Source organism: Actinoplanes sp. NBRC 101535, from assembly GCF_030269225.1.
Classification (GTDB): domain Bacteria; phylum Actinomycetota; class Actinomycetes; order Mycobacteriales; family Micromonosporaceae; genus Actinoplanes; species Actinoplanes rectilineatus.
Genome location: NZ_BSSY01000001.1, coordinates 938,301 through 956,493, shown reverse-complemented (window position 1 = coordinate 956,493; position 18,193 = coordinate 938,301). Strand labels below are relative to the sequence as shown.

Annotated in this window: 17 protein-coding genes; 4 read left to right on the top strand and 13 right to left on the bottom strand. The window is 72.7% G+C overall.

Features of this window, described 5'->3' with window-relative positions:
• Positions 1-31: 31 nt before the first annotated feature.
• The 4 genes from QSK32_RS04165 to QSK32_RS04150 form a co-directional block, all read right to left on the bottom strand.
• Positions 32-1,006, bottom strand: a complete 975-nt coding sequence (locus QSK32_RS04165; protein ID WP_285471341.1) for a DUF1702 family protein — start codon at positions 1,004-1,006, stop codon at positions 32-34.
• Position 1,007: 1 nt separating this feature from the next.
• Entirely contained in the window at positions 1,008-1,976 is a 969-nt protein-coding gene (locus QSK32_RS04160) for a carboxymuconolactone decarboxylase family protein (RefSeq protein ID WP_083449153.1), read from the bottom strand.
• Between the two features lie 221 nt (positions 1,977-2,197).
• Positions 2,198-2,989 carry a helix-turn-helix domain-containing protein gene (locus QSK32_RS04155; protein WP_045743763.1) on the bottom strand — a complete coding sequence of 264 codons (792 nt, stop codon included), beginning with the start codon at positions 2,987-2,989 and terminating at the stop codon, positions 2,198-2,200.
• Between the two features lie 294 nt (positions 2,990-3,283).
• Positions 3,284-4,360, bottom strand: a complete 1,077-nt coding sequence (locus QSK32_RS04150) for a carboxymuconolactone decarboxylase family protein (protein WP_285471235.1) — start codon at positions 4,358-4,360, stop codon at positions 3,284-3,286.
• Between the two features lie 353 nt (positions 4,361-4,713).
• Between QSK32_RS04150 and QSK32_RS04145 the strand changes: the two genes are divergently transcribed.
• Complete coding sequence (locus QSK32_RS04145; protein ID WP_045743728.1) at positions 4,714-5,349, top strand: MerR family transcriptional regulator; 636 nt, start codon at positions 4,714-4,716, stop codon at positions 5,347-5,349.
• A gap of 210 nt (positions 5,350-5,559) precedes the next feature.
• Here the strand turns inward: QSK32_RS04145 and QSK32_RS04140 are convergent, their stop codons facing one another.
• Together QSK32_RS04140 and QSK32_RS04135 are read right to left on the bottom strand one after the other, a co-directional pair.
• Positions 5,560-6,402, bottom strand: a complete 843-nt coding sequence (locus QSK32_RS04140) for a TIGR03084 family metal-binding protein (protein ID WP_285471234.1) — start codon at positions 6,400-6,402, stop codon at positions 5,560-5,562.
• A gap of 107 nt (positions 6,403-6,509) precedes the next feature.
• On the bottom strand, positions 6,510-6,902 hold the full coding sequence (locus tag QSK32_RS04135) for an SgcJ/EcaC family oxidoreductase (protein ID WP_045743762.1): 393 nt from the start codon (positions 6,900-6,902) through the stop codon (positions 6,510-6,512).
• A 171-nt stretch (positions 6,903-7,073) separates the two neighbouring features.
• Between QSK32_RS04135 and QSK32_RS04130 the strand changes: the two genes are divergently transcribed.
• Positions 7,074-7,643 (top strand): DUF5987 family protein, encoded by a 570-nt coding sequence (locus QSK32_RS04130; RefSeq protein ID WP_245674033.1) that lies wholly within the window; start codon positions 7,074-7,076, stop codon positions 7,641-7,643.
• The gene (locus tag QSK32_RS04125) at positions 7,640-9,277 is read left to right on the top strand and encodes a GMC family oxidoreductase N-terminal domain-containing protein (protein WP_045743726.1); all 1,638 of its coding nucleotides are present in this window, start codon (positions 7,640-7,642) and stop codon (positions 9,275-9,277) included. Before QSK32_RS04130 ends, QSK32_RS04125 begins: the two co-directional genes overlap by 4 nt.
• A 49-nt stretch (positions 9,278-9,326) precedes the next feature.
• Here the strand turns inward: QSK32_RS04125 and QSK32_RS04120 are convergent, their stop codons facing one another.
• A complete protein-coding gene (locus tag QSK32_RS04120) occupies positions 9,327-9,767 on the bottom strand; it encodes an SCP2 sterol-binding domain-containing protein (RefSeq protein WP_045743725.1) in 441 nt (146 codons plus the stop codon).
• Between the two features lie 160 nt (positions 9,768-9,927).
• On the opposite strand from QSK32_RS04120, the gene QSK32_RS04115 reads away from it, so the two are divergent.
• On the top strand, positions 9,928-10,725 hold the full coding sequence (locus tag QSK32_RS04115; RefSeq protein WP_285471233.1) for a TIGR03084 family metal-binding protein: 798 nt from the start codon (positions 9,928-9,930) through the stop codon (positions 10,723-10,725).
• Here QSK32_RS04115 and QSK32_RS04110 read toward each other — a convergent pair.
• From QSK32_RS04110 to QSK32_RS04085, 6 genes are all read right to left on the bottom strand, one after another.
• On the bottom strand, positions 10,715-11,953 hold the full coding sequence (locus tag QSK32_RS04110; RefSeq protein ID WP_045743724.1) for an MFS transporter: 1,239 nt from the start codon (positions 11,951-11,953) through the stop codon (positions 10,715-10,717). The two genes, QSK32_RS04115 and QSK32_RS04110, sit on opposite strands and share 11 nt — an antisense overlap.
• Positions 11,943-13,196, bottom strand: a complete 1,254-nt coding sequence (locus QSK32_RS04105; RefSeq protein ID WP_285471232.1) for a glycosyltransferase — start codon at positions 13,194-13,196, stop codon at positions 11,943-11,945. The genes QSK32_RS04110 and QSK32_RS04105 overlap by 11 nt, the downstream gene beginning before the upstream one ends.
• Entirely contained in the window at positions 13,193-13,915 is a 723-nt protein-coding gene (locus QSK32_RS04100) for a DUF899 domain-containing protein (protein WP_211275413.1), read from the bottom strand. The genes QSK32_RS04105 and QSK32_RS04100 overlap by 4 nt, the downstream gene beginning before the upstream one ends.
• A 197-nt stretch (positions 13,916-14,112) precedes the next feature.
• The gene (locus QSK32_RS04095) at positions 14,113-15,564 is read right to left on the bottom strand and encodes an MFS transporter (protein ID WP_045743721.1); all 1,452 of its coding nucleotides are present in this window, start codon (positions 15,562-15,564) and stop codon (positions 14,113-14,115) included.
• A gap of 24 nt (positions 15,565-15,588) precedes the next feature.
• On the bottom strand, positions 15,589-16,776 hold the full coding sequence (locus QSK32_RS04090; protein ID WP_045743720.1) for an acyl-CoA dehydrogenase family protein: 1,188 nt from the start codon (positions 16,774-16,776) through the stop codon (positions 15,589-15,591).
• 27 nt (positions 16,777-16,803) lie between these two features.
• Positions 16,804-18,138: an FAD-dependent oxidoreductase gene (locus tag QSK32_RS04085; protein ID WP_285471231.1), complete on the bottom strand. Its 1,335-nt coding sequence runs from the start codon at positions 18,136-18,138 to the stop codon at positions 16,804-16,806.
• Between the last annotated feature and the right edge of the window lie 55 nt (positions 18,139-18,193).

Below are 18,193 nucleotides of genomic sequence, written 5' to 3'. Positions count from 1 at the left end.
TCTCCCGGATTGCGGTGTCGCCCGAACCGGATCAGGCTCCCGGGAAACGGTCCCGGATCAGCCCGCGCCATTTCTCGTACTCGGGCTGTTCGCCGGTGCCGGCCACCTCGTCGGCGAGACGGGCCGCCGCCTCGGCGGACAGGCCGGCCAGCGCACCGGTCGCCACCCCGGTGTGCGGCGGCGTGAACCCGGAGAAGGCCCGCGCCTTGGCCGCGAACACCGCCCCCTGCGCCAGATGCGGCAGATGGTCGCCCTGCTCGGCGGCGAGCCGGCACAGCGCCGCCAGACCGGCGGCATCGGTGCCACCGGCGAAGGTGGCCGCCAGGCCCACCCCGCTCCACAGGTCCGGCCGCCGGTCCACGGCGAACCGGCCCACCGCGGCGCCGACCGCCGGCGCGTTGCCGCCGTGGATGAACCACAGCGCCCGGCCGACACCCTGGTCGACAGCGCGCGGGAAGTAGTCCGGACGGCCCTGCCACGGGTAGGACGCGGGCACCCGCTGCTCGTCCACGTACCGCCCGGTGTGGAAGTAGGCCAGGTCGAAGCCGTAGCCGTCGACGGCGAGCCAGCTCATCGTCGGGTGGTACGGGGTGCCGGTCAGGTCGGGGAGGACACCACGCCACAGCACCCGCGGCAGCCGGGCCATCGCGAACCCGATACCGATGTAGGTCAGGAAGGTGTGCGGCACGGCCGGCCCGGAGAGCAGTTCCCGGGCCCGTCCGCCGCGACCGCCGGCCATCGCGTCCCGCACGGTGTACGCCATCGTGGCGCCCTCGTACGCGAACCCGCGCATCTCCGGCTCCACCAGCTCCAGACGGCGTACCAGCTCGGCCTGCCCACGCGTCTCGATGCCCCACTCGAACCCGCAGACCACCGCCTCCGGTACGGCCTCCAGCCGCCGGGTCGCCGGGGTCGGCGTGACCGGGAAGCCGCGGTGGGCGAAGCTCACCTCGTGCAGTGCCGGCGCCAGCGCCAGCCGGCGCAGCGTGCCCAGCAGCGGCGGCACCTCACTCACCCCGGATCGGTGACGCGGGGACCGCGGCGGCCCGGTCGTGCCGGATGCCGATCCGGCGGGCCGCGGCGAAACTCGCCCACGCGGTCACGTCGATCAGCGTGCCGTCCGCCGGATGGCGCTCGCGGAACTCCTCGACCACCTCGGCGCCGACCTGGTAGGACGCGAGAGCGGTGAGCAGGGCCAGCCGGGCCGCCGGGCGCAACGGCGGGGCGAGGCCGTCGATCAGGTCCTCGCACCAGCGCGTGCTCAGCCCGGTGTCCTCGCCGTCCCACCGGTCGAGCCGGGCCAGCACCAGGCGCCGGACCTCCGGATCCAGCGACCGCGCCCCGGCCGACTCGAACGTCCGGTAGGCCCGGGCCGTCGCGTCCGCGATCACCGGATTACCGGCAGCCCAGCCGGCGTCCGGCCGCCGCGCCGCCGGGGCCAGCAGACCGTTGGCCAGGCCCGCCGGGTGCTCGCCGCGGACCGTGGGCCGCAGCACCCGGCTCAGGCCCTGCTTGAGGCGGCGCCGGGACCGGGGCCCGAGCCCGGGCGGCAACAGGAAGCTGGAGAGGAAGACGTTGACCATGCGGCTCAGATAGTGGAAGCCCACCACCACGCCGACCAGCTCGGCGCGCTCCGCGGCGGACACCCCGGCCGGCAGCGGCGGGCCGTCGGCCAGGTGCGCCGACCGGGCCCACTCGACGATGCCGCGCAACCGGTCGTCGCCGATCTCCGCGGGCCGGTCCTGCGCGATGGCCTCCGCGTCCCGCTCCCCGGAGAGCTCGTAGAGCCCCACGGTGTGCATGTCCGCGCAGTACGGGCAGATGGTGGCCACCGCGACCGCCGCGGCCACCGCCTCCTTGACCGTCCGGCCGGCCACCCCGGCCGGGGTCAGCGGCTCCCGGCAGATCGCCCAGTAGGCCGCCAGGACATCCGGCGACGGCGAGTGGAGCAGCGCCGGTGGAACCACGATCCGCATTTCTCCGGCCACCTGGCCATAGACTTCGGAAACGAGCCCCCGGGCCGCTTCCGCCGGCACCGGCACGACATGCCTCACGTGTTTTCCAACCACCGATGATGCAATTCTTCCGGCGACCACAGCGCCCTCCCGGTTCACGGTCGACAACACCATTATTGATACGCGGTCGGGAGGGTGGAATGGCATGCCGGAGAAGCGCACGAACGGATAAGGAAGTGTTCTCAGGCGACCGCGCGGGGACCGGCCGGCCAGGACGGCGCGGCCTCGTGCATCCGGCTCAGCGCGTCCTTGCGGGCGTCGAGCAGTGCCAGCAGCACCGGCGGGTCCAGCACCCGGCTGGGCCGCAGCACGATGTCGGCCGCGACGACCGCGTCCGGATAGACGGTGAACGGTCCCCAGGTGGCCACCGAGACCGCACCGCCGTCCGGCAGCGCCGGGTCCCCGGAGACCGACTGCGCCAGCAACCACCAGGTGCCGAGCGGCGCGTTGTCGAAGGTCAGGCGGCCGGGACGGGACAGCACCGCGCAGCGGACCGGCCGCCCCTCGGGAATCCGGTCGGCGAACATCCCGACGAAGAAGGTGGCCTGGTCGTCCGGCTCGGCGAGGCGCACGTGCGCGGTCAGACGGGCGGTGGACGGGCGGGGGGACCGCCGGTGCGCGTCCGGGTGGATCACCGAGGCGTACCCGCTGTGCCGGCGGAAGGTCGTCGGTGACATGCCGACGCTACGGCTGAACCGGGAACTGAAGGTCCCGACGCTGTTGTAGCCGACATGGACGCTGATGTCCGCGACATTCATCGATGTCGAGACCAGGAGGTCCTTGGCCCGCTGCAGGCGCAGTGCGGACAGGAAACGTGCGGGAGACACACCGGTGACCCGCTGGAATATCCGTGTGAAATGGAATTTGCTGAACATCGCCGCACGGGCCAGATCGTCCACCGTCAACTGCTCGCCCATCCGCTCCCGCATGGCTCCGATGGCGCGCAGGACCGCCTGCTCGGAAACGTCGTACATGACACCCTCCGACGGTGGCGGCTGCCGCGCCACCCCAGCATCGAACGAGTTCGGATTCGACCGGCCCCGCCCGGACGGATAAAAAGCCGGAATCAATCCGGCAAATGCAGAACAGCATTTAGAACCGCCGATCCCCCACCGGCTATCGGCCAGGTTATCCGACCACAGGCCTCCCATCAACCCTGAATAACCGGACGGCCACGGAGAGCAATCAGGGAGTAGGAACGGATAGCGGAACTACCGGATATGGATAGTGTCGATATCCATATCCGGCCCGGGCCGGCGGAGACATCGTCACCGATTCCGGACACCGTTCTCGTCCCCCGGAACGGCCATCGCGGCCGCCGCGGACCGGGCCGCGGCCATCGCGGCCCACCCCGCGAACCGGACCACCCCGTCATCGCCGCCGTCCCCGCCCACGGCCACCCGGTACGCCGCCACGTGCTCCCCCGTCACCCGGTACGACGCGTAGGCGACGAGCAGCGCCAGCCGGGCGGCCGGGATCTCGTCCGCGGGCAGCCCCCGGGTCGCACCGGCCAGCCAGCCGTGGATGTCCAGACCCGGCCCGGACTCGGCCGGGTCGGCCAGCCGCTCGGCGAGAAGGGCGCGGACCCCCGCCGGGACCACCCGCTCCCCCGCCCCGGCGATCGCGCCGCACCCGCGCGCCACCGCGTCGGCCACCGTGGCGACCGGCGACGACCAGGCCAGATCGGGTGGCAGGGCGCGCGGCGGCAGGTGCACGGCGGCCGCGCCGGCCGGCACCACGGCCCGGGCGAACCGGCCCATCACCCGGATCGCCACCCGGCGCCCGGCCACCCGGCCCCGCGGCGGGATCGGGGCGAGCGGCGAGTCGAGCAGGAAGACGTTCACCATCCGGTTCAGGTAGTGGAAGATCAGGCCGACCCCGGTGAGCACCGCGGACCGCCGGGGATCCAGGCCCGCCGGTGCCACGCCGTCGCGCCCCCACCCGGCCGTCGACCGCAGGCCCGCATCGCGCACCTCGCCGATCCGCCCGGCCGCGATCAGCTCGGCGTCGCCGCCGGGCCGGGACCCGATCAGAGCCGCACCGTGCACCTCGACGCAGTACGGGCAGGAGTTGGCGAACGACACCGCGGCCGCCATCGCCTCCTTCCCGGCCCGCTCACCGGGATCGCCGGCGAGCAGCGTCTCCCGCAGGATCAGCCAGACCGCCTCGAGGACCTCGGGCGCCGCGGCGTGCAGCGCCACCGGCGGCGCCAGCATGCCGAACTCGTTCTCCATCTGCCGGTAGACCGCGGCCACCGCCCCGGATCCGGGTGGCGGGACGGCGGCCAGGTGCTGAATGTGGCCGAGCGACAACCGGCGCGCGCCGCGCGCGAACAAAGACGTCACGGCACCATCGTCGGCAGGCCGCCCGCGATGTCGCATCTTCACGAATGCGACAGCGCCGCGCCTGCGGAGAGGCCGGGCGCAGTTGCAAATCCAGTACACGTGCTCTTACTCTCCGTTGTGGATCGGCTATCCGGCGCTGTGCGCCGGATGCCGCCGTGTCACAGGGAGGTCTGTCGTGGGGTCGATGTCCTCGAACGAGATTCCGCCGGCCCACCGTCGGCACGTCGCTCGGCGCTGAGCGGTTCGTTGTCCCGTCCCTCGTTCTCACCGCAGCGGCCCGCACCGCCGTCGAAGCGATTCGATCGGCGGATCCGGAGCCGCGATGGCGAAGACCATCGATTACAGGGGCACCGGTGCGCATCTCCGACCTGAGCCGGCGGTCCGGAGTACCGGTCGCCACCATCAAGTTCTACCTGCGGGAACACCTGCTGCCGCCGGGCGAGCGCACCGGGCACAACCAGGCCGTGTACGGCGACGCCCACCTGCACCGGCTGCAGCTCATCCGGGTGTTCACCACGATCGGCCAGCTCGACCTCACCTCGGTACGCCGCCTGCTGGCCACCGTCGAGGACGACCGGCTGCCCCTCACCGGCATCTACGACATCCTCAACCAGGTCCTGGCGCCGGCCGCGGAACCCGTGGCCGGCGAGAGCCCGGCGCTGGCCGAGGCCCTCGCCGACGTCGACCGGCTGGTCCGCGCCGAGGGCTGGCAGGTGCGCCCGGACGCGGCCACCCGCGCCCACCTGGCCACCGTGCTGTCCGCGATGCGCCGCCTCGCCGGCGACTGGACACCGGACTCCCTCGACGAATACGTCAAAGCGGCCGACCGCCTGGTCCGCCGCGAGGTCGACGAGCTGCCGCCGGACCCGTCGGACCGGGCGGCGGCGGTCGCCCACAGTCTGCTGCTCGGTGAGGCGTACGCGGCGATCCGCCGGCTGGCGCAGGAACATCACGTCAGCCGGCGGTTCGGTGAGGGCCGGGCCCTCTGAACACGTTTCGTGGTCAGGGCGCGAAACCCGCCCGCGTGGTGAATTCAGCCGCGCTGAGCACCCGAAGTCACCACACCCGTGGTGGACCGTGGTGAATACGGGTGCGATACGCGCCCCGAATCACCACACCGGTCGTGGACCGTGGTGAATACGGGTGCGATACGCGCCCCGAGTCACGACACGGTCGTTGACCGGGAACTCGTCTGGCGCCTATCGCGGCCCGGCCGCGAACTGGCCCGCCCGGCGGCCCTCCCCGGCCGGGCCACGGTAGGCCTGGGCGATCGTCAGCCACCGGGTGGCCTCGGTACCGTCCGCCCGGACGTCCAGGTCGTCGGGGTGCCGCCGCCGGGTGACCAGCAGACAGAAGTCCACGGCCGAACCACGGACGCGATCGGTGGCGGCCTCCGGCCCGTACACCCAGGGGGTTCCGGACGGCCCGGTGATCTCGAACCGGAAGGGTTGCGCCGGTGTCGGCAACCGCCGGGCCTGATAGCCGAAATCCCAGGTGCGCACGGCGAAGGTGACCAGGTGCCGCAACCGGTCGGTGTGCGTGCGCCGCACACCGAGCGCATCGGCGACGTCCTGGCCGTGGCCGAAGAGCTCCATCATCCCGGCCGCGGCGAGTGTCGCCGCCGGGATGGGCCGGACCAGCCACGGCACCGGCTGGTCCGGGGGCAGCGCGCCGAGCGCCTTGACGGCGTTCTCCCGTTCGGCACGCCAGCGGCGCAGCAGTTCGTCGTGGCCGGTACCGCCGTCGTAGCCGGTACCGGCGTCGTGGCCGGTGCCGGGCAGGAACTGCCGGAGCGCGGCGTCGACGTTGGCGTCGAAGTCCGGCGACAGCCGTCCGGCGAGGGCCTCGAACGCGGCCGGGTCGGCGGCGGCGAGACCGGCCATCCGGAACGTCGCCGCCAGGTGGGCGATCTGGTGCGCGACGGTCCAGCCGGGAGCGGGCGTCGGCGCCGCCCACCCGTCCGGCCCGAGGTCGCGCACCAGCCGGTCGACCTCGTCACCGTCGGCGGCCAGATCGGAGATCACGTCGGACGTCCCGTTCACCTGTCGGCCCTCTTCCGCTGCGGTCGGGTGCGCGGGCGTACCCGCGCTCAGCGGATTCGAGCATGCGGGACCCGCGGCCGGCCTGTCTTCTCCGCGATTGCGCTGCGTCAGCGCGGACAGTTCTGGTACACGGCCAGCACCCAGCGGCCGTCCCGCTGGACCAGGATCCACGAGGCGCGGATCGCGGCGGACGCGGGCAGCGTGGTCTCCCCCGCCGGGATCACCCCGCCCTCGGTGATCACCGCGACGGCGCCGGGTGCCAGCGGCATGATCGCGATCGGGCTCCCGGTGACCGTGGTGCCCTTGTAGGGTCCCTGATACGCGGCGGCCATGAACTCCCGGATCGCCGCACGGCCCTGCTGGAGGACGCCGGGCAGGATCAGCGTCCCGTCCTCGGCGAACAGCTCGCCGAACGCGTCGGCGTCGTGGGCGGCCCAGGCCTGGACCATCCGGGCGGGCACCGCGGCGATGTCGGCCCGGTCCTGGTCGGTGACGGTCATGATCACTCCACCTCTCCTCGAACAACGGTCTTCATCCTCGCGAGGAACCCGGGAGCCGGGCGTCTTCCAGCGTGCGAGGTCGTGCGGACGGCGCAACCGGGAAGATGCACCACCGCCCGCTCGCGTCCGACGATGGGTTCCAGAATCCATATCGGACGAAAGGTGCGATGCGTGCTCGACATCGCAGCAGACCTCGACGCCTCCCAGGTGATGACCCTGGAGGCGTACGCGGACACCATCATCCCCGGTGAACGCCGCGGACCCGGCGACCGTGCCGTCGCCGGGGCGGCCACCGGTGGCGGGGCGGTCACCTCCGGCGCGCTGGACCTCATGCTCTCCCCGGAGGGCGGCCTGGCCGGCATGCTCGACTCGCTGGCCGCCGGGCTCGACGACCACGCGACCGGGTACGCCCGGCGCACCGGCCGTACCCTCGACCCCGCGGTGCCACCGTTCGTGGCGCTCCCGTTCCCGGACCGGACCGCCCTGGTCGCCACCCTGACCGCGCCGGACTGCGAGGAACAGGAGATGTGGGTGGCCCTGGCCATGTTCAGCGTGATGGCCTGGGACACCGGCGCCGCCGACCACACCACCGAGGCCCTCGCCGCCGGGCACCCCGGCCTGACCCAGATGGGGTTCGCCGGACCGGACCCGGACGGGCTGTGGCGCTTCCCGTCCTACTCCTACGGGCGTGTCCTGGCGCCCGTCCACCCGATGACCACGCCCCTGGGAGACCCGGCATGACGGACATCGAGCGGACCGACGTCATCGTGATCGGCAGCGGCTTCGGTGGTGCGATCCCCGCGTACCGGCTGGCCGCCGGCGGCGCCCGGGTGGTCGTGCTGGAACGCGGCCCCTGGCTGTCCGCCGAGGACTTCGATCACGACTTCCGGTTCGGCAGCGCCGGCACCCGCGCCTTCGAGTTCACCATGGGCGACGGGATGAACGTGCTCGGCGGGAACTGCGTGGGCGGCGGCAGCGTCGTCTACTTCGCCGCGATGCCCCGGGCGCCCCGGTTCACCTTCGAGCGCCGGGGTGGCATCGGCCGGCCGCTGTGGCCGGGCGCCGTCACCCGCGACACGCTCGACCCCTGGTACGACATCGTCGCCGACGCCCTGCCGATCAGCCGTAACGACTGGTCCGACGTGACCTTCTCGGGCGGCCTGTTCGCGGCGGCCTGCGCGCACGCCGGGCGCACCGCCAACCCGGTCCCGGCCGCCGTGGACCGGTCCACCTGCGTCAACTGCAACTGGATGATGTCCGGTTGCCGGTTCGACGCGAAGCGTTCGCTGCTGCTCAACTACATCCCGGCGGCGGTACGGCACGGCGCCGACATCCGGCCGTTGCACGAGGTGCAGCGGCTCTCCCGGACCGCGGACGGCGGCTACCGGGTGCACTACGACACGGTGGACGAGGTGGACTACCGGGTGGTCACCGGCGGCGGCGTCCTCGAGGCGCCGGTGGTGATCGTGGCGGCGGGCGCGGCGGCCACCCCGGTCATCCTGCAACGGTCCGAGGAGGAACTGGGCGCGATGCCGGCCGCGGTGGGACGGTACTTCTCCGGCAACGGCGAGCGCCTCAACACCGCGATCGTGAACGAGCAGCGGGTCCGCGAGGTGCTCGGACTCGACCGCGGGGACGGGCGGGCGTACGAGGCGTACCAGATCGGCAAGGGACCGGTCTGTGCGAGCTGGGACCGGCTGGACGGCACGCTGCCGGAGTTCCACCGGCACTCGCTGGAGCAGCTGTATTTCCCGCCCGGGTTCGGCACGATCCTGGCCCAGGCACCGGACGCCACCGGCCCCTCCTGGTTCGGCCTGGAGAAGAAGGAGATCCTGCGCCGCTGGCAGTCCTGGCTGACGGTGTTCATCATGAGCGAGGACGACAACGAGGGCGTCTTCGGGCCGCCCCCGCCGACCGGGAACGCCGAACGGATCTCGCAGCAGATGCTCAGCCGTGGTCCGCTGAGTTACCGCCCGACCGCGAACACGCGTGCCGGGTGGGAACGGGCCGACGCCGACGTCCGGGACATCCTGGAACGCGACGGTCTGTCGCGGGTGATGCCGTGGAGCAACGACGTGATCGGGGCGTACACCGTGCACCCGCTGGCGTCCTGCCGGATCGGCGACGACCCGGAGATCTCCGCTCTCGACGACCGGCACGAACTGCGCGGTCACCCGGGTGTCTTCGTCACCGACGGTTCGGCGGTCCCGGCCGGTCTCACCGTCAATCCGGCCTTCACCATCGCCGCGCTGGCCGAGCGCGCGGTGCCCGGCATCGTCGCGACTCTGGCGGAACGCGGGGTGCCGGTGCGCTACGTGACCGAGGCTCCCGGGCACGCGGTCAGCAGCCGCCGGCCCGACCGGCTCGCCGTCTGACCGGGCGCGAGGCCCGCTGTTGCGGCGGGCCTCGCGTACCGGGGGCGGGTCAGGCCCGGGGCGTGTCGAAGAGCGTGGGGAAGGTACGGGTCAACCCGAGGTCCCCGCGGGCCTTCAGCCGTCCCCGCAGGAACAGTGTCCACGCGGCGGCGGCCCCGGTGACCATCCGGACGAAGTTCACCGCGTCCAGGCGCAGGGTCAGCCGGGGCTCCCGGGAGGTGCCCGGCGCGGTGGTGCACCGGCCGTCCTCGATCACCACCTCGTAGACGTCGGCGCCGCCCGCGCCGTCGGTCACGTGCCAGTGCACGACGGCCCGCAGGTCGCCGGCCCGGTCCGGCCGGAACACCTCCGGCATCCGGCGGAAGATCCCGTCCAGGATCGCTCCCCGCGACTCACCTCCCATCAGTTGTCCGAGATCCCTCTCGGAGGCCGCCCGGACCTGCCGGGCGAACGTCTGCGGGTCGTCGACGGGATCGGCCTCGATCGTCATGTCCCGCCCCCTTTCGTCAGAGCCTGACCCGATCCTCGGCATCGCCCGGTCCCGCGCCAACTCCGCACGTGCCCACCTGGCGGCAGCCACGGAGAAGACACCCGTCACCGGCACACCGATGCTCGAAGACGTCCCCGCACCCCGCCACCGGGAGGTTCCCATGTCCGTCGTCGCGGATCTGATCGCCGAGTCAGACCGGTTCGACCGGTTGTTCACCGCCCCGGCGCTGGCCGGCTGGGAACGGCCGACGCCGGCGCCCGGCTGGCAGGTCCGGCACCAGTACGCCCATCTGACCTCGGTGTTCCGTCTCGGCCGGCTGGCGGTGACCGATCCCGGGGCGTTCCGGGACACCGTCTCCCGGTACGGCCCGGACTTCGACGCCGTGGTGGAGGGGCTGGTCGCCGAGATCGTGGACCGGTCGCCGGAGGTGCTGCTGTCCCAGTGGCGCACCGAACGGGCGGCGTCGCAGCAGGCGCTGGCGGCATCCGCACCGGACCGGCCGGTGCCGTGGCTGGCCCGGCCCCTGCCGGTGTCCCTGCTCGCGTCGGCGGCGCAGATGGAGTTGTTCGCCCACGGTCAGGACCTGGCCGACACGCTGGGCGTGGTCCGCGAGCCGACCGACCGGCTGCGGCACGTGGTGGCGTTCGCGATGACCAATCACGGGTACGGGTGGACGGTCCGCGACCGGACTCCCCCGGACGTCCCGTTCCGGTTCGAGCTGACCGCGCCGTCCGGTGCGGTGTGGACGTACGGGCCGGCCGGTGCCGACCAGCGCGTCACCGGCCCGGTGCAGGACTTCTGCCTGCTGGTGACCCGCCGCCGGCACCGTGACGACGTGGCGCTGACCGTGACCGGGGAGATCGCCGGCGAGTGGCTGACCGTCGCGCAGGCGTACCGGGGCGGCACCGGCGCCGGCCGCCGCCCCGGACAGTTCGCCGGCCCGCGGGTCAGCCGGTGACCGCGGCGGGCCGGTCGACCGACCGCATCACCCCGGCCAGGAGCACCGCCGCCAGCATGAACGGGATCAGCCCGGCGAACGTCCAGCTCAGCCCGAACGCCTGACCGAGCCAGCCGACCGCCGCCGGGCCCATCAGGATCCCGGCGTACGTGAAGGTGGTGATCCGGGAGACGAAGGTGGCCGCCCCCGCGCCCTCCCCGCCGGCCTGCCCCGCCGCGCTGAAGATCAGCGGTACCAGCACCGAGGTCCCGTAGCCGAGGACCGCGAACCCGGCGAGAGCGGGTGCCGGGGAGTCCCCGACCAGCACGATCCCGAAGCCCAGCGCGGCGATCGACGCGTACGCCCGGAACACCGCGGTCCGGCCGAACCGTTCGGTGAGCCGGTCACCGGTGAGCCGGCCGAGGGTCTGGAACAGGGTGAACGCGCCGTACCCGAACGCGGCCACGGCCAGGCTCGCCCCGCGGTCCTCGTGCAGGAAGACCCCACTCCAACTGATCACCGCCGCCTCGCAGAGCATCAGCACCAGACCGATGGCCCCGAACACCGCCACGGTCCGGGTCCAGCCGGTCCGCCAGCCGGGCCGGGCCGGGCCGCCGCCGTCGCCGGACGCCGGTGCGGCCCGGTCGGCCGAGGCCGGCAGCAGCCACAGTGTCAGCGGCAGACCGGCGGCGAACAGCACCACCGCCACCCACAGCATGTGGTCGAACACGGGGATACCGGCCCGGATGACCGCCGCCCCGAGCAGCGACGACAGGATCGCGCTGATGCTCCACGCGGCGTGACATCCGTTGAGGATCGGTCGTCCGCGGCGTTTCTCCACGGCGACCGCGTGCGCGTTCATCGCCACGTCGAGGGTGCCGTGCACGCCGCCGGCCACCGCCACCGCGACCGCCAGTTGCCGGGCGTCGCCGGCCACACCGATGCCGGCCAGCGCGAACGGCAGCGCGGCGAGGGTGACCCGGACGACGTTGCGGCTGCCGAACCGGGCCACCAGCGGGCCGACGCTCTGCATCGACCCGAGCGCCGCCACGCCGTAGCAGGTCAGCACCACGCCGAGAGTCGTCTCGCCGAGTCCGAGGGAGGCTTTCAGTGACGGGATCCGCACCAGGTACGTGGAGATCAGCAGACCGTTCACGAAGAACACCAGGGTGATCGCCCACCGGGCCCGGTCGACGGTCCGCCGGTCGGCGTCCACGGTGGGGACCGCCGCCACCTCGCTATCGGTCATGGGCCTTCTCCACGTTCGTCTCGAGTCCGGGCGCCGTGCGCACGTCCCGGCCGATCCGGTTCGCCTCGGCCCGCAGCTCGGCGGACCAGCGGGCCCACAGCCCGGACAGCCGCGAGGTGATCAGCACGACGTCGGCCGAGTGACCGGCCAGTTCGGTGCTCAGGCCGAGCGCGTACAGCACCGGGTGCCGGCCGGACTCCCGGGCCTTCGCCACGTGTTCCGGATCGAACTCGACCAGGGTGGTCGTCTCGGGGAGCCCGTCCGGGATGTCGCCGCCCGCGCCGAACACCACCAGGCGGGTGCCGGGCGGCAGGTCCCGTACCGCCTCGGTCAGCTCGGCGGCCACCCCGAGGTCCTCCGCCTCGGCCTGCCACTCGAGCAGGTCGGCGTAGTCGGCCTCCCAGCTCCAGAGCAGGTGGCGCAGGGTCAGGGCGTACCCGATCTCGATCACCGGCTCACGGTGCAGGTCGAGGAACCGGGCCAGTTGCCGGGCGAGCTGCTCCCGCAGGTCGAAGAGGTCCCGCGGGTGCGGGACGTCGACCACCCACGCCTCGGCCGAGAAGTGGAACCCGACCCCGTGGCGGAACAGTTTGAACGCGAGCTCCAGGTCCTCGGCGCCCCACTCGACGAAACTCTCGGCGAAACCGCCGACCGCGTGGAAGTCCTCGGTGCGGACCGAGCAGTTCAGCGTGAAGAAGAGCTGCCACGGGGCGAGCCGCCGGGAGAAGTCGAAGTCGATCTCCTTGAGCAGGCCGTGCCGGATGTCGCGGAACCGGGGGTCGGTCGCGTACTTCTCCACCGTCGCGACCGGCCCGAGCCGGCGTACCTCGGGCAGCAGCCAGGACATGTCCAGTTCGGGGTTGTAGCCGTAGGCGTACCCGACGACCGCGCGCGGCTCGCTGAGATCGCCGTGGGCGGCGACGTGGGCGGCCAGGAAGTCCGGGCCGAACAGCGGTCCGGTGTCCAGGAAGACCAGGATCGGCGCGGTGGCCAGGCGGGCGCCGGCGTTGCGGGCGGCGGCGACCCGGTTCCCGTCGTCCTCCTGGTAGGTGTACCGCAGGTCGAGACGGCCGGTGAACTCCTCCACCACCTGCCGGGTGTGGTCGGACGAGCCGTCGTCGGAGACGATCACCTCGAACCGGTCCACCGGCAGGCTCTGCCGGGTCAGGTGATCGAGGGCGTCCCGGAGGAGTTCGGCCCGGTCGTAGGTCGGGATGACGACGGCGACCTCCGGCGCGCTCATCGCTGTCCCTCGCGGTACTTGTCGTGGTGGCGCAGCCAGCCGCCCTTCTCCTCCAGCCGGGGACGGCCCTGCGGGGTGAAGGCGAGGTAGTTGTCGATGCCGTGCAGCAGTGCCGTGCCGTCACCGTAGGTCGAGTAGGTGTGATAGACCGCGTCGTCGCGCCGGAGGAAGACGCTGAGCCCGGCCTGCTCGCCCTGCGTCATCCAGTCCAGGCCGGCGTCGATCAGCTCGTCCTTGGTCCGGTACAGGTACTCCACCGCAGCGATGGTCTCGTCCTGGGTGGTGTGGAAGTCGTAGTTGAACCGGCTGCCGTACGACGAGTACCACGGCACGGTCCAGCCCATCCGCTCCTGGAACGCCTCGATCCGCGGGTAGGGCGCGCGGGAGACGACCGCGATCGTGGTGTCCCGGGCGTGCAGGTGTGACAGGTCGCCCAGGTTGTCGATCAGGTACGAGCAGAACTTGCAGCCGGCGTCCCAGGACGGGTCGAACATGAAGTGGTACACGATCAGTTGGCCGCGGCCCTCGAACAGCTCGGGCAGCGTGGCCTTGCCGGTGCGGCCCTCGAACACGTACTCCTGATCGATCTCCACCATCGGCAGGGACCGCCGCTGCTCCTCCAGCTCGGCGAGAGCCCGGGCCGAGGCATCCTCCCGCGCCAGCAGTTCGCGGCGTGCGGTCAGCCATTGCTCCCGGCTCACGATCCGCGGCGACTCGATGTGCGGTGCACTCATCGTCAACTCCTCGATCCTTGCGGCCGCCCATGTCCGCGACGGCCTTTCATGGACACGTCGGTGCGGAAGATCCGTGGGCGACATTCCACGGCGAGAAATCTCTTCCGGGGTACGGGGTGACAGCACCGGGCCACGACCGCATCCCTCGGTCGTGGCCCGGTACCCATCGGGGGAGATGGGGGTCAGGTCGTCTGCGGGACTCCTTCGACCGGCTCCAGGTCACCGCCGGCCGGCGCCGGTGACACCGCCCGGCGCGGCAGGATCACACTGGAGACCAGGGTGATCACCGCTACCACGGCCAGCACGAGGAACCCGGCCTGGAAGCCCTCGGCGAGGTCCGGCACCGCCTCCGAACCCGCGGTCACGGAGACCGCCACGGTGGTGACGACCGCCGTGCCGATCGCACCACCGATCTGGAACGCCGCCGCGTTCATCCCGGAGGCCAGGCCGGACTCCGGCTCGGCGACCCCGGTGAGCGCCACGATCGACGCGGTGGTGTTGCCCATCCCCAGGCCCAGGCCGAAGACCGCCAACGGCACCATGATGTGTGCCAGGAACGTGGCGTCCACCGGCATCCGGGCGAGCAGCAGGCAGGCGGCGCCCAGGGCGATCGCCGCGGCCGCCGCGACCACCTTGAAGCCGCGCCGGTTCACCAGCGCCTGCCCCACGTACGCCCCGGCCACCGCCACGATCGGCATGACCGAGCTGGCCAGACCGGACTCGAAGGCCGAGTAGCCGAGCACCTGCTGGGTGAAGAGCGAGATCATCACGCCCTCGCCCCAGGCGATCATCGCGACCAGGGCCATCAGCAGGTTGCCGGTGGTGACCGTCCGCATGGCCAGCATCCGCAGCGGCACCAGCGGCGCCGCCGACCGGGACTCGGCCAGGACGAAGAGGGCGACCAGCAGCACCGCCAGGCCGAGCAGTCCCAGGGTCTGCACGTCCGCCCAGCCGACGGCCGGGGCGTTGACCACCGCGTAGATCAGGGCGACCAGCGCGCCGGTGATCGTCGCCGCCCCGGCCACGTCGAGGGTCCGGTCCCGCCGCTGGTCCCGGCTCTCCCGCAGCACGAACGGGGTGGCCAGCAGCACGCCGAGCACCACCGGCACGTTCACCAGGAACACCCACTGCCAGCCCAGTACGGTGGTCAGGCCGCCGCCGACGAACAGGCCGACCACCGCGCCCACCCCGCCGACCGCCGACCAGGCGGCGATCGCCCGGTTGCGTTCCCGGCCCTCCGGGAAGGTGTTCATCAGGATGGACAGGGCGCTCGGCACCATCAGGGCCGACGACAGGCCGTGCAGCGCGCGGGCCGCGATCAGCACCTGCCCCTCCCAGGCCAGGCCGGAGATGATCGAGGTGACGGTGAACCCGGCCACCCCGATCATGAACATCCGCCGCCGGCCGAGCAGGTCGGCGAGCCGCCCGCCGAACAGCAGCAGGCCGCCGAAGGCGATGGCGTTGGCGGTCAACACCCACTGCACCTGCGCCGGGGGCAGGCCGAGACCGTCCTGGATCGACGGCAGCGCCAGGATGACGATCTGGGAGTCGAGAATCATCATGAAACTCGCGAGGCACAGCAGCACTAGTGCCGCCGTCCGGCTCGGAGGTCTGCGGGTGACGGTGTCGGCCATCGTGGTTCCTCCCCGTGGCAGGAGTCAGAGATACATGGTGTTGGGCTCGAGTCCGCACAGGACCCGGCCGTAGAGCTCGTAGTTGGTGTTCGGGTGCATCAGGGCGTGCAGGTTGAGCGTCTGGATGTCCCGGGCGGCGCGCTGGATCGGCACCGTCTCGTAGATCGAGGAACCGCCGCTGGCCGTGGTCAGCACGTCGACCGACTCCTTGGCGAGCTGGAAGACCCGGCCCAGCGCGGCCCGGGCGCCGACCCGGTCGAGCAGCGTCCACGGCTCACCGGTCGTCGCGCGCTCGTCGACCTTCGCGGCGAGGCGGGCGGCGTGGAACTCCGCCTCCTCGGCCTTCAGCGTGGCCTCGGCGAGTTGAAGGTGGGTGATCGGCGCGTCCCGCTGGGCGGCGTAGTCGGTGTAGGTGATCTTGCGGGTGGGCATCCGCTCCAGGAAGTTCTCCCGGGCCGCGTACGCCAGGCCGACCGCGGTGCCGGCGAACGACACACAGCCGGTGGCGATCATCGGCGCCTGGAACACCGGCGAGGCGGCGTTGGCGGCGGAGGCGTACTGCCCCTGCAGGATGGCCGGCATCGGCAGGACCCGGTCGGCGGGCACGAACACCTCGCGGGCCACGGTGGCCACACTGCCGGTGCCACGGAGCCCGGCGGTGAACCAGTCGTCCACGATCTCCAGTTCGGACAGCGGGATCAGGGCCATCACCGGCCACTGGGCGGCGCCGTCCGGTGTGGGTGCCATGGCGAGCACCAGTTGCCAGGCGCTGTGCCGGGCACCGCTGATGAACTGCCAACGGCCGTCCACCACGATCCCGCCGGACGCCGGCACCGCCGTCGCCGTCGGGCTGAGCACGCCACACACCCGGGTGTCCGGGTCGGCGAAGACCTCGTCCTGCACGTGGTCGGGGAAGAGACCGGCCAGCCAGGCGCAGATCGACCACACCGAGGTCAGCCAGGCGGCCGACCCGTCACCCCGGCCGACCTCGACGACCGTCCGCAGCAGCGTCGTCGCGTCCACCTCCAGGCCGCCGTATCGGGTGGCCACCCGCATCCGGTAGATCCCGGCGTCGCCGAGCGCGGCCAGGACCTCGTCGTGCAGGCGGCGGTTCTGCTCGCCCCAGAGGGCGTGCTCGCGCAACAGCGGAACCGTGGCGGTGGCCCGCCGTACCGGGTCCAGGCGGGTGCCGGTCGAGGTGGTCGAGGTCATGGTTCTCTCCTCCGGGTCGGAACGGGGTCAGCGGTGCCGGGACGGCCGCAGCACCCGCGACATCAGCGGCAGGTTCATCAGGGCGGCGGGCGGGTCGACCAGTCCGGCGACCCGCATGAAGGCGCGCGACACCTCGGCGTCCCGGGTCGCGGCGGCCTGCAGCCGGGGCATGATCGTGTTGCCCATCCGGACCTTCAGCGTCCGGCGGCCCCGGACGCCGGGGAAGCCGAGGTCACCACCGGCCGACATGTCCCAGGGCGCGTCGATCGCGGCGGCCAGGTCACGGAAGTACGCGCGGGACGGCGCACCCGGGCCCCGGCGCAGGTGGTCGCGCAGCACGATGGCACCGATCCCGGCGACCGTCATGCCCTGCGCGTAGATCGGGTTGAAGACGCAGGCCGCGTCACCGAGGGCGAGCAGGCCCTCCGGCAACCGCGACATCCGCTCGTAGCGGCGGCGGACACTGGCCGGGAAGTGGAAGGCGACCGGGGTACCCAGCGGTTCGGCGTCCCGGACCGCTGCGTGGACGGACGGCACCGGCAGGGTCCGCGCGTACTCCAGGAAGCCGGAGTAGTCGGTGGGCGCCTTGTCGCCGAGCAGGCCGTTGAGCGACAGCGAGTACCGGTCGGGCAGCCGGGCGAGCGTGGCGCCCCGCGGACTACCCGGGGTGGCGACCGCGATGACCGCTATCCCGTCCCCGATCGGGTCGGCGGGCAACGGCGTGGCGAAGTCGCAGCTCGTGTAGGTCAGGTCCACCTTGACCTGCTCCTCCTCGACCTGCGGGAAGCCCATCTCCCGCAGCCATCGCGGGACCCGGGTGCCCCGGCCGGTGGCGTCCACCACCAGGTCGGCGTCCAGCCACCGGGCCTCTTGCGAGCCGTCGTGCGCCTGGACCTGAACACCGCGGATGCGGTCGCCGGACGGCGTCCCGCGCAACCGGACCACGTCGGTGCCCTCCAGGAAGGTCACCTCGGGCAGGAGCGCCACCCGGTCGCGCATCTCCGACTCCAGGCGCCACCGCCCGGCCGAGACGCACACCAGGTCGGTGTCCACCTTCCGGATCGGCCGGCCGGCGAAGTGCCAGCCCAGGCTGGTCCCGAAGTCGCGGACCGGCACGCCCGCCGCGGCCAGTTCCTTGGTGAAGCCGGGGAACAGTTCCTCGAGGATCTGCTGGCCCCGGGCCAGCAGGCCGTGGATGTGCCGGCCCTGCGGAACCGCGCGGCGCGGGCCGTCGGTGCCGAGCAGCACGTCCCGGTCGACGATCGTCACCCGGTGGTAGTGGTCGGCCAGGACCCGGGCGGCGAACAGGCCCGCGATGCTCCCGCCCAGCACCACCGCCCGATCACCGATGCGCTCGCTCATGTGGCCTCCCCGGACTAGTGCCGTCAGGGAAGAGCCTGGCTACGGGCGGCGGTGC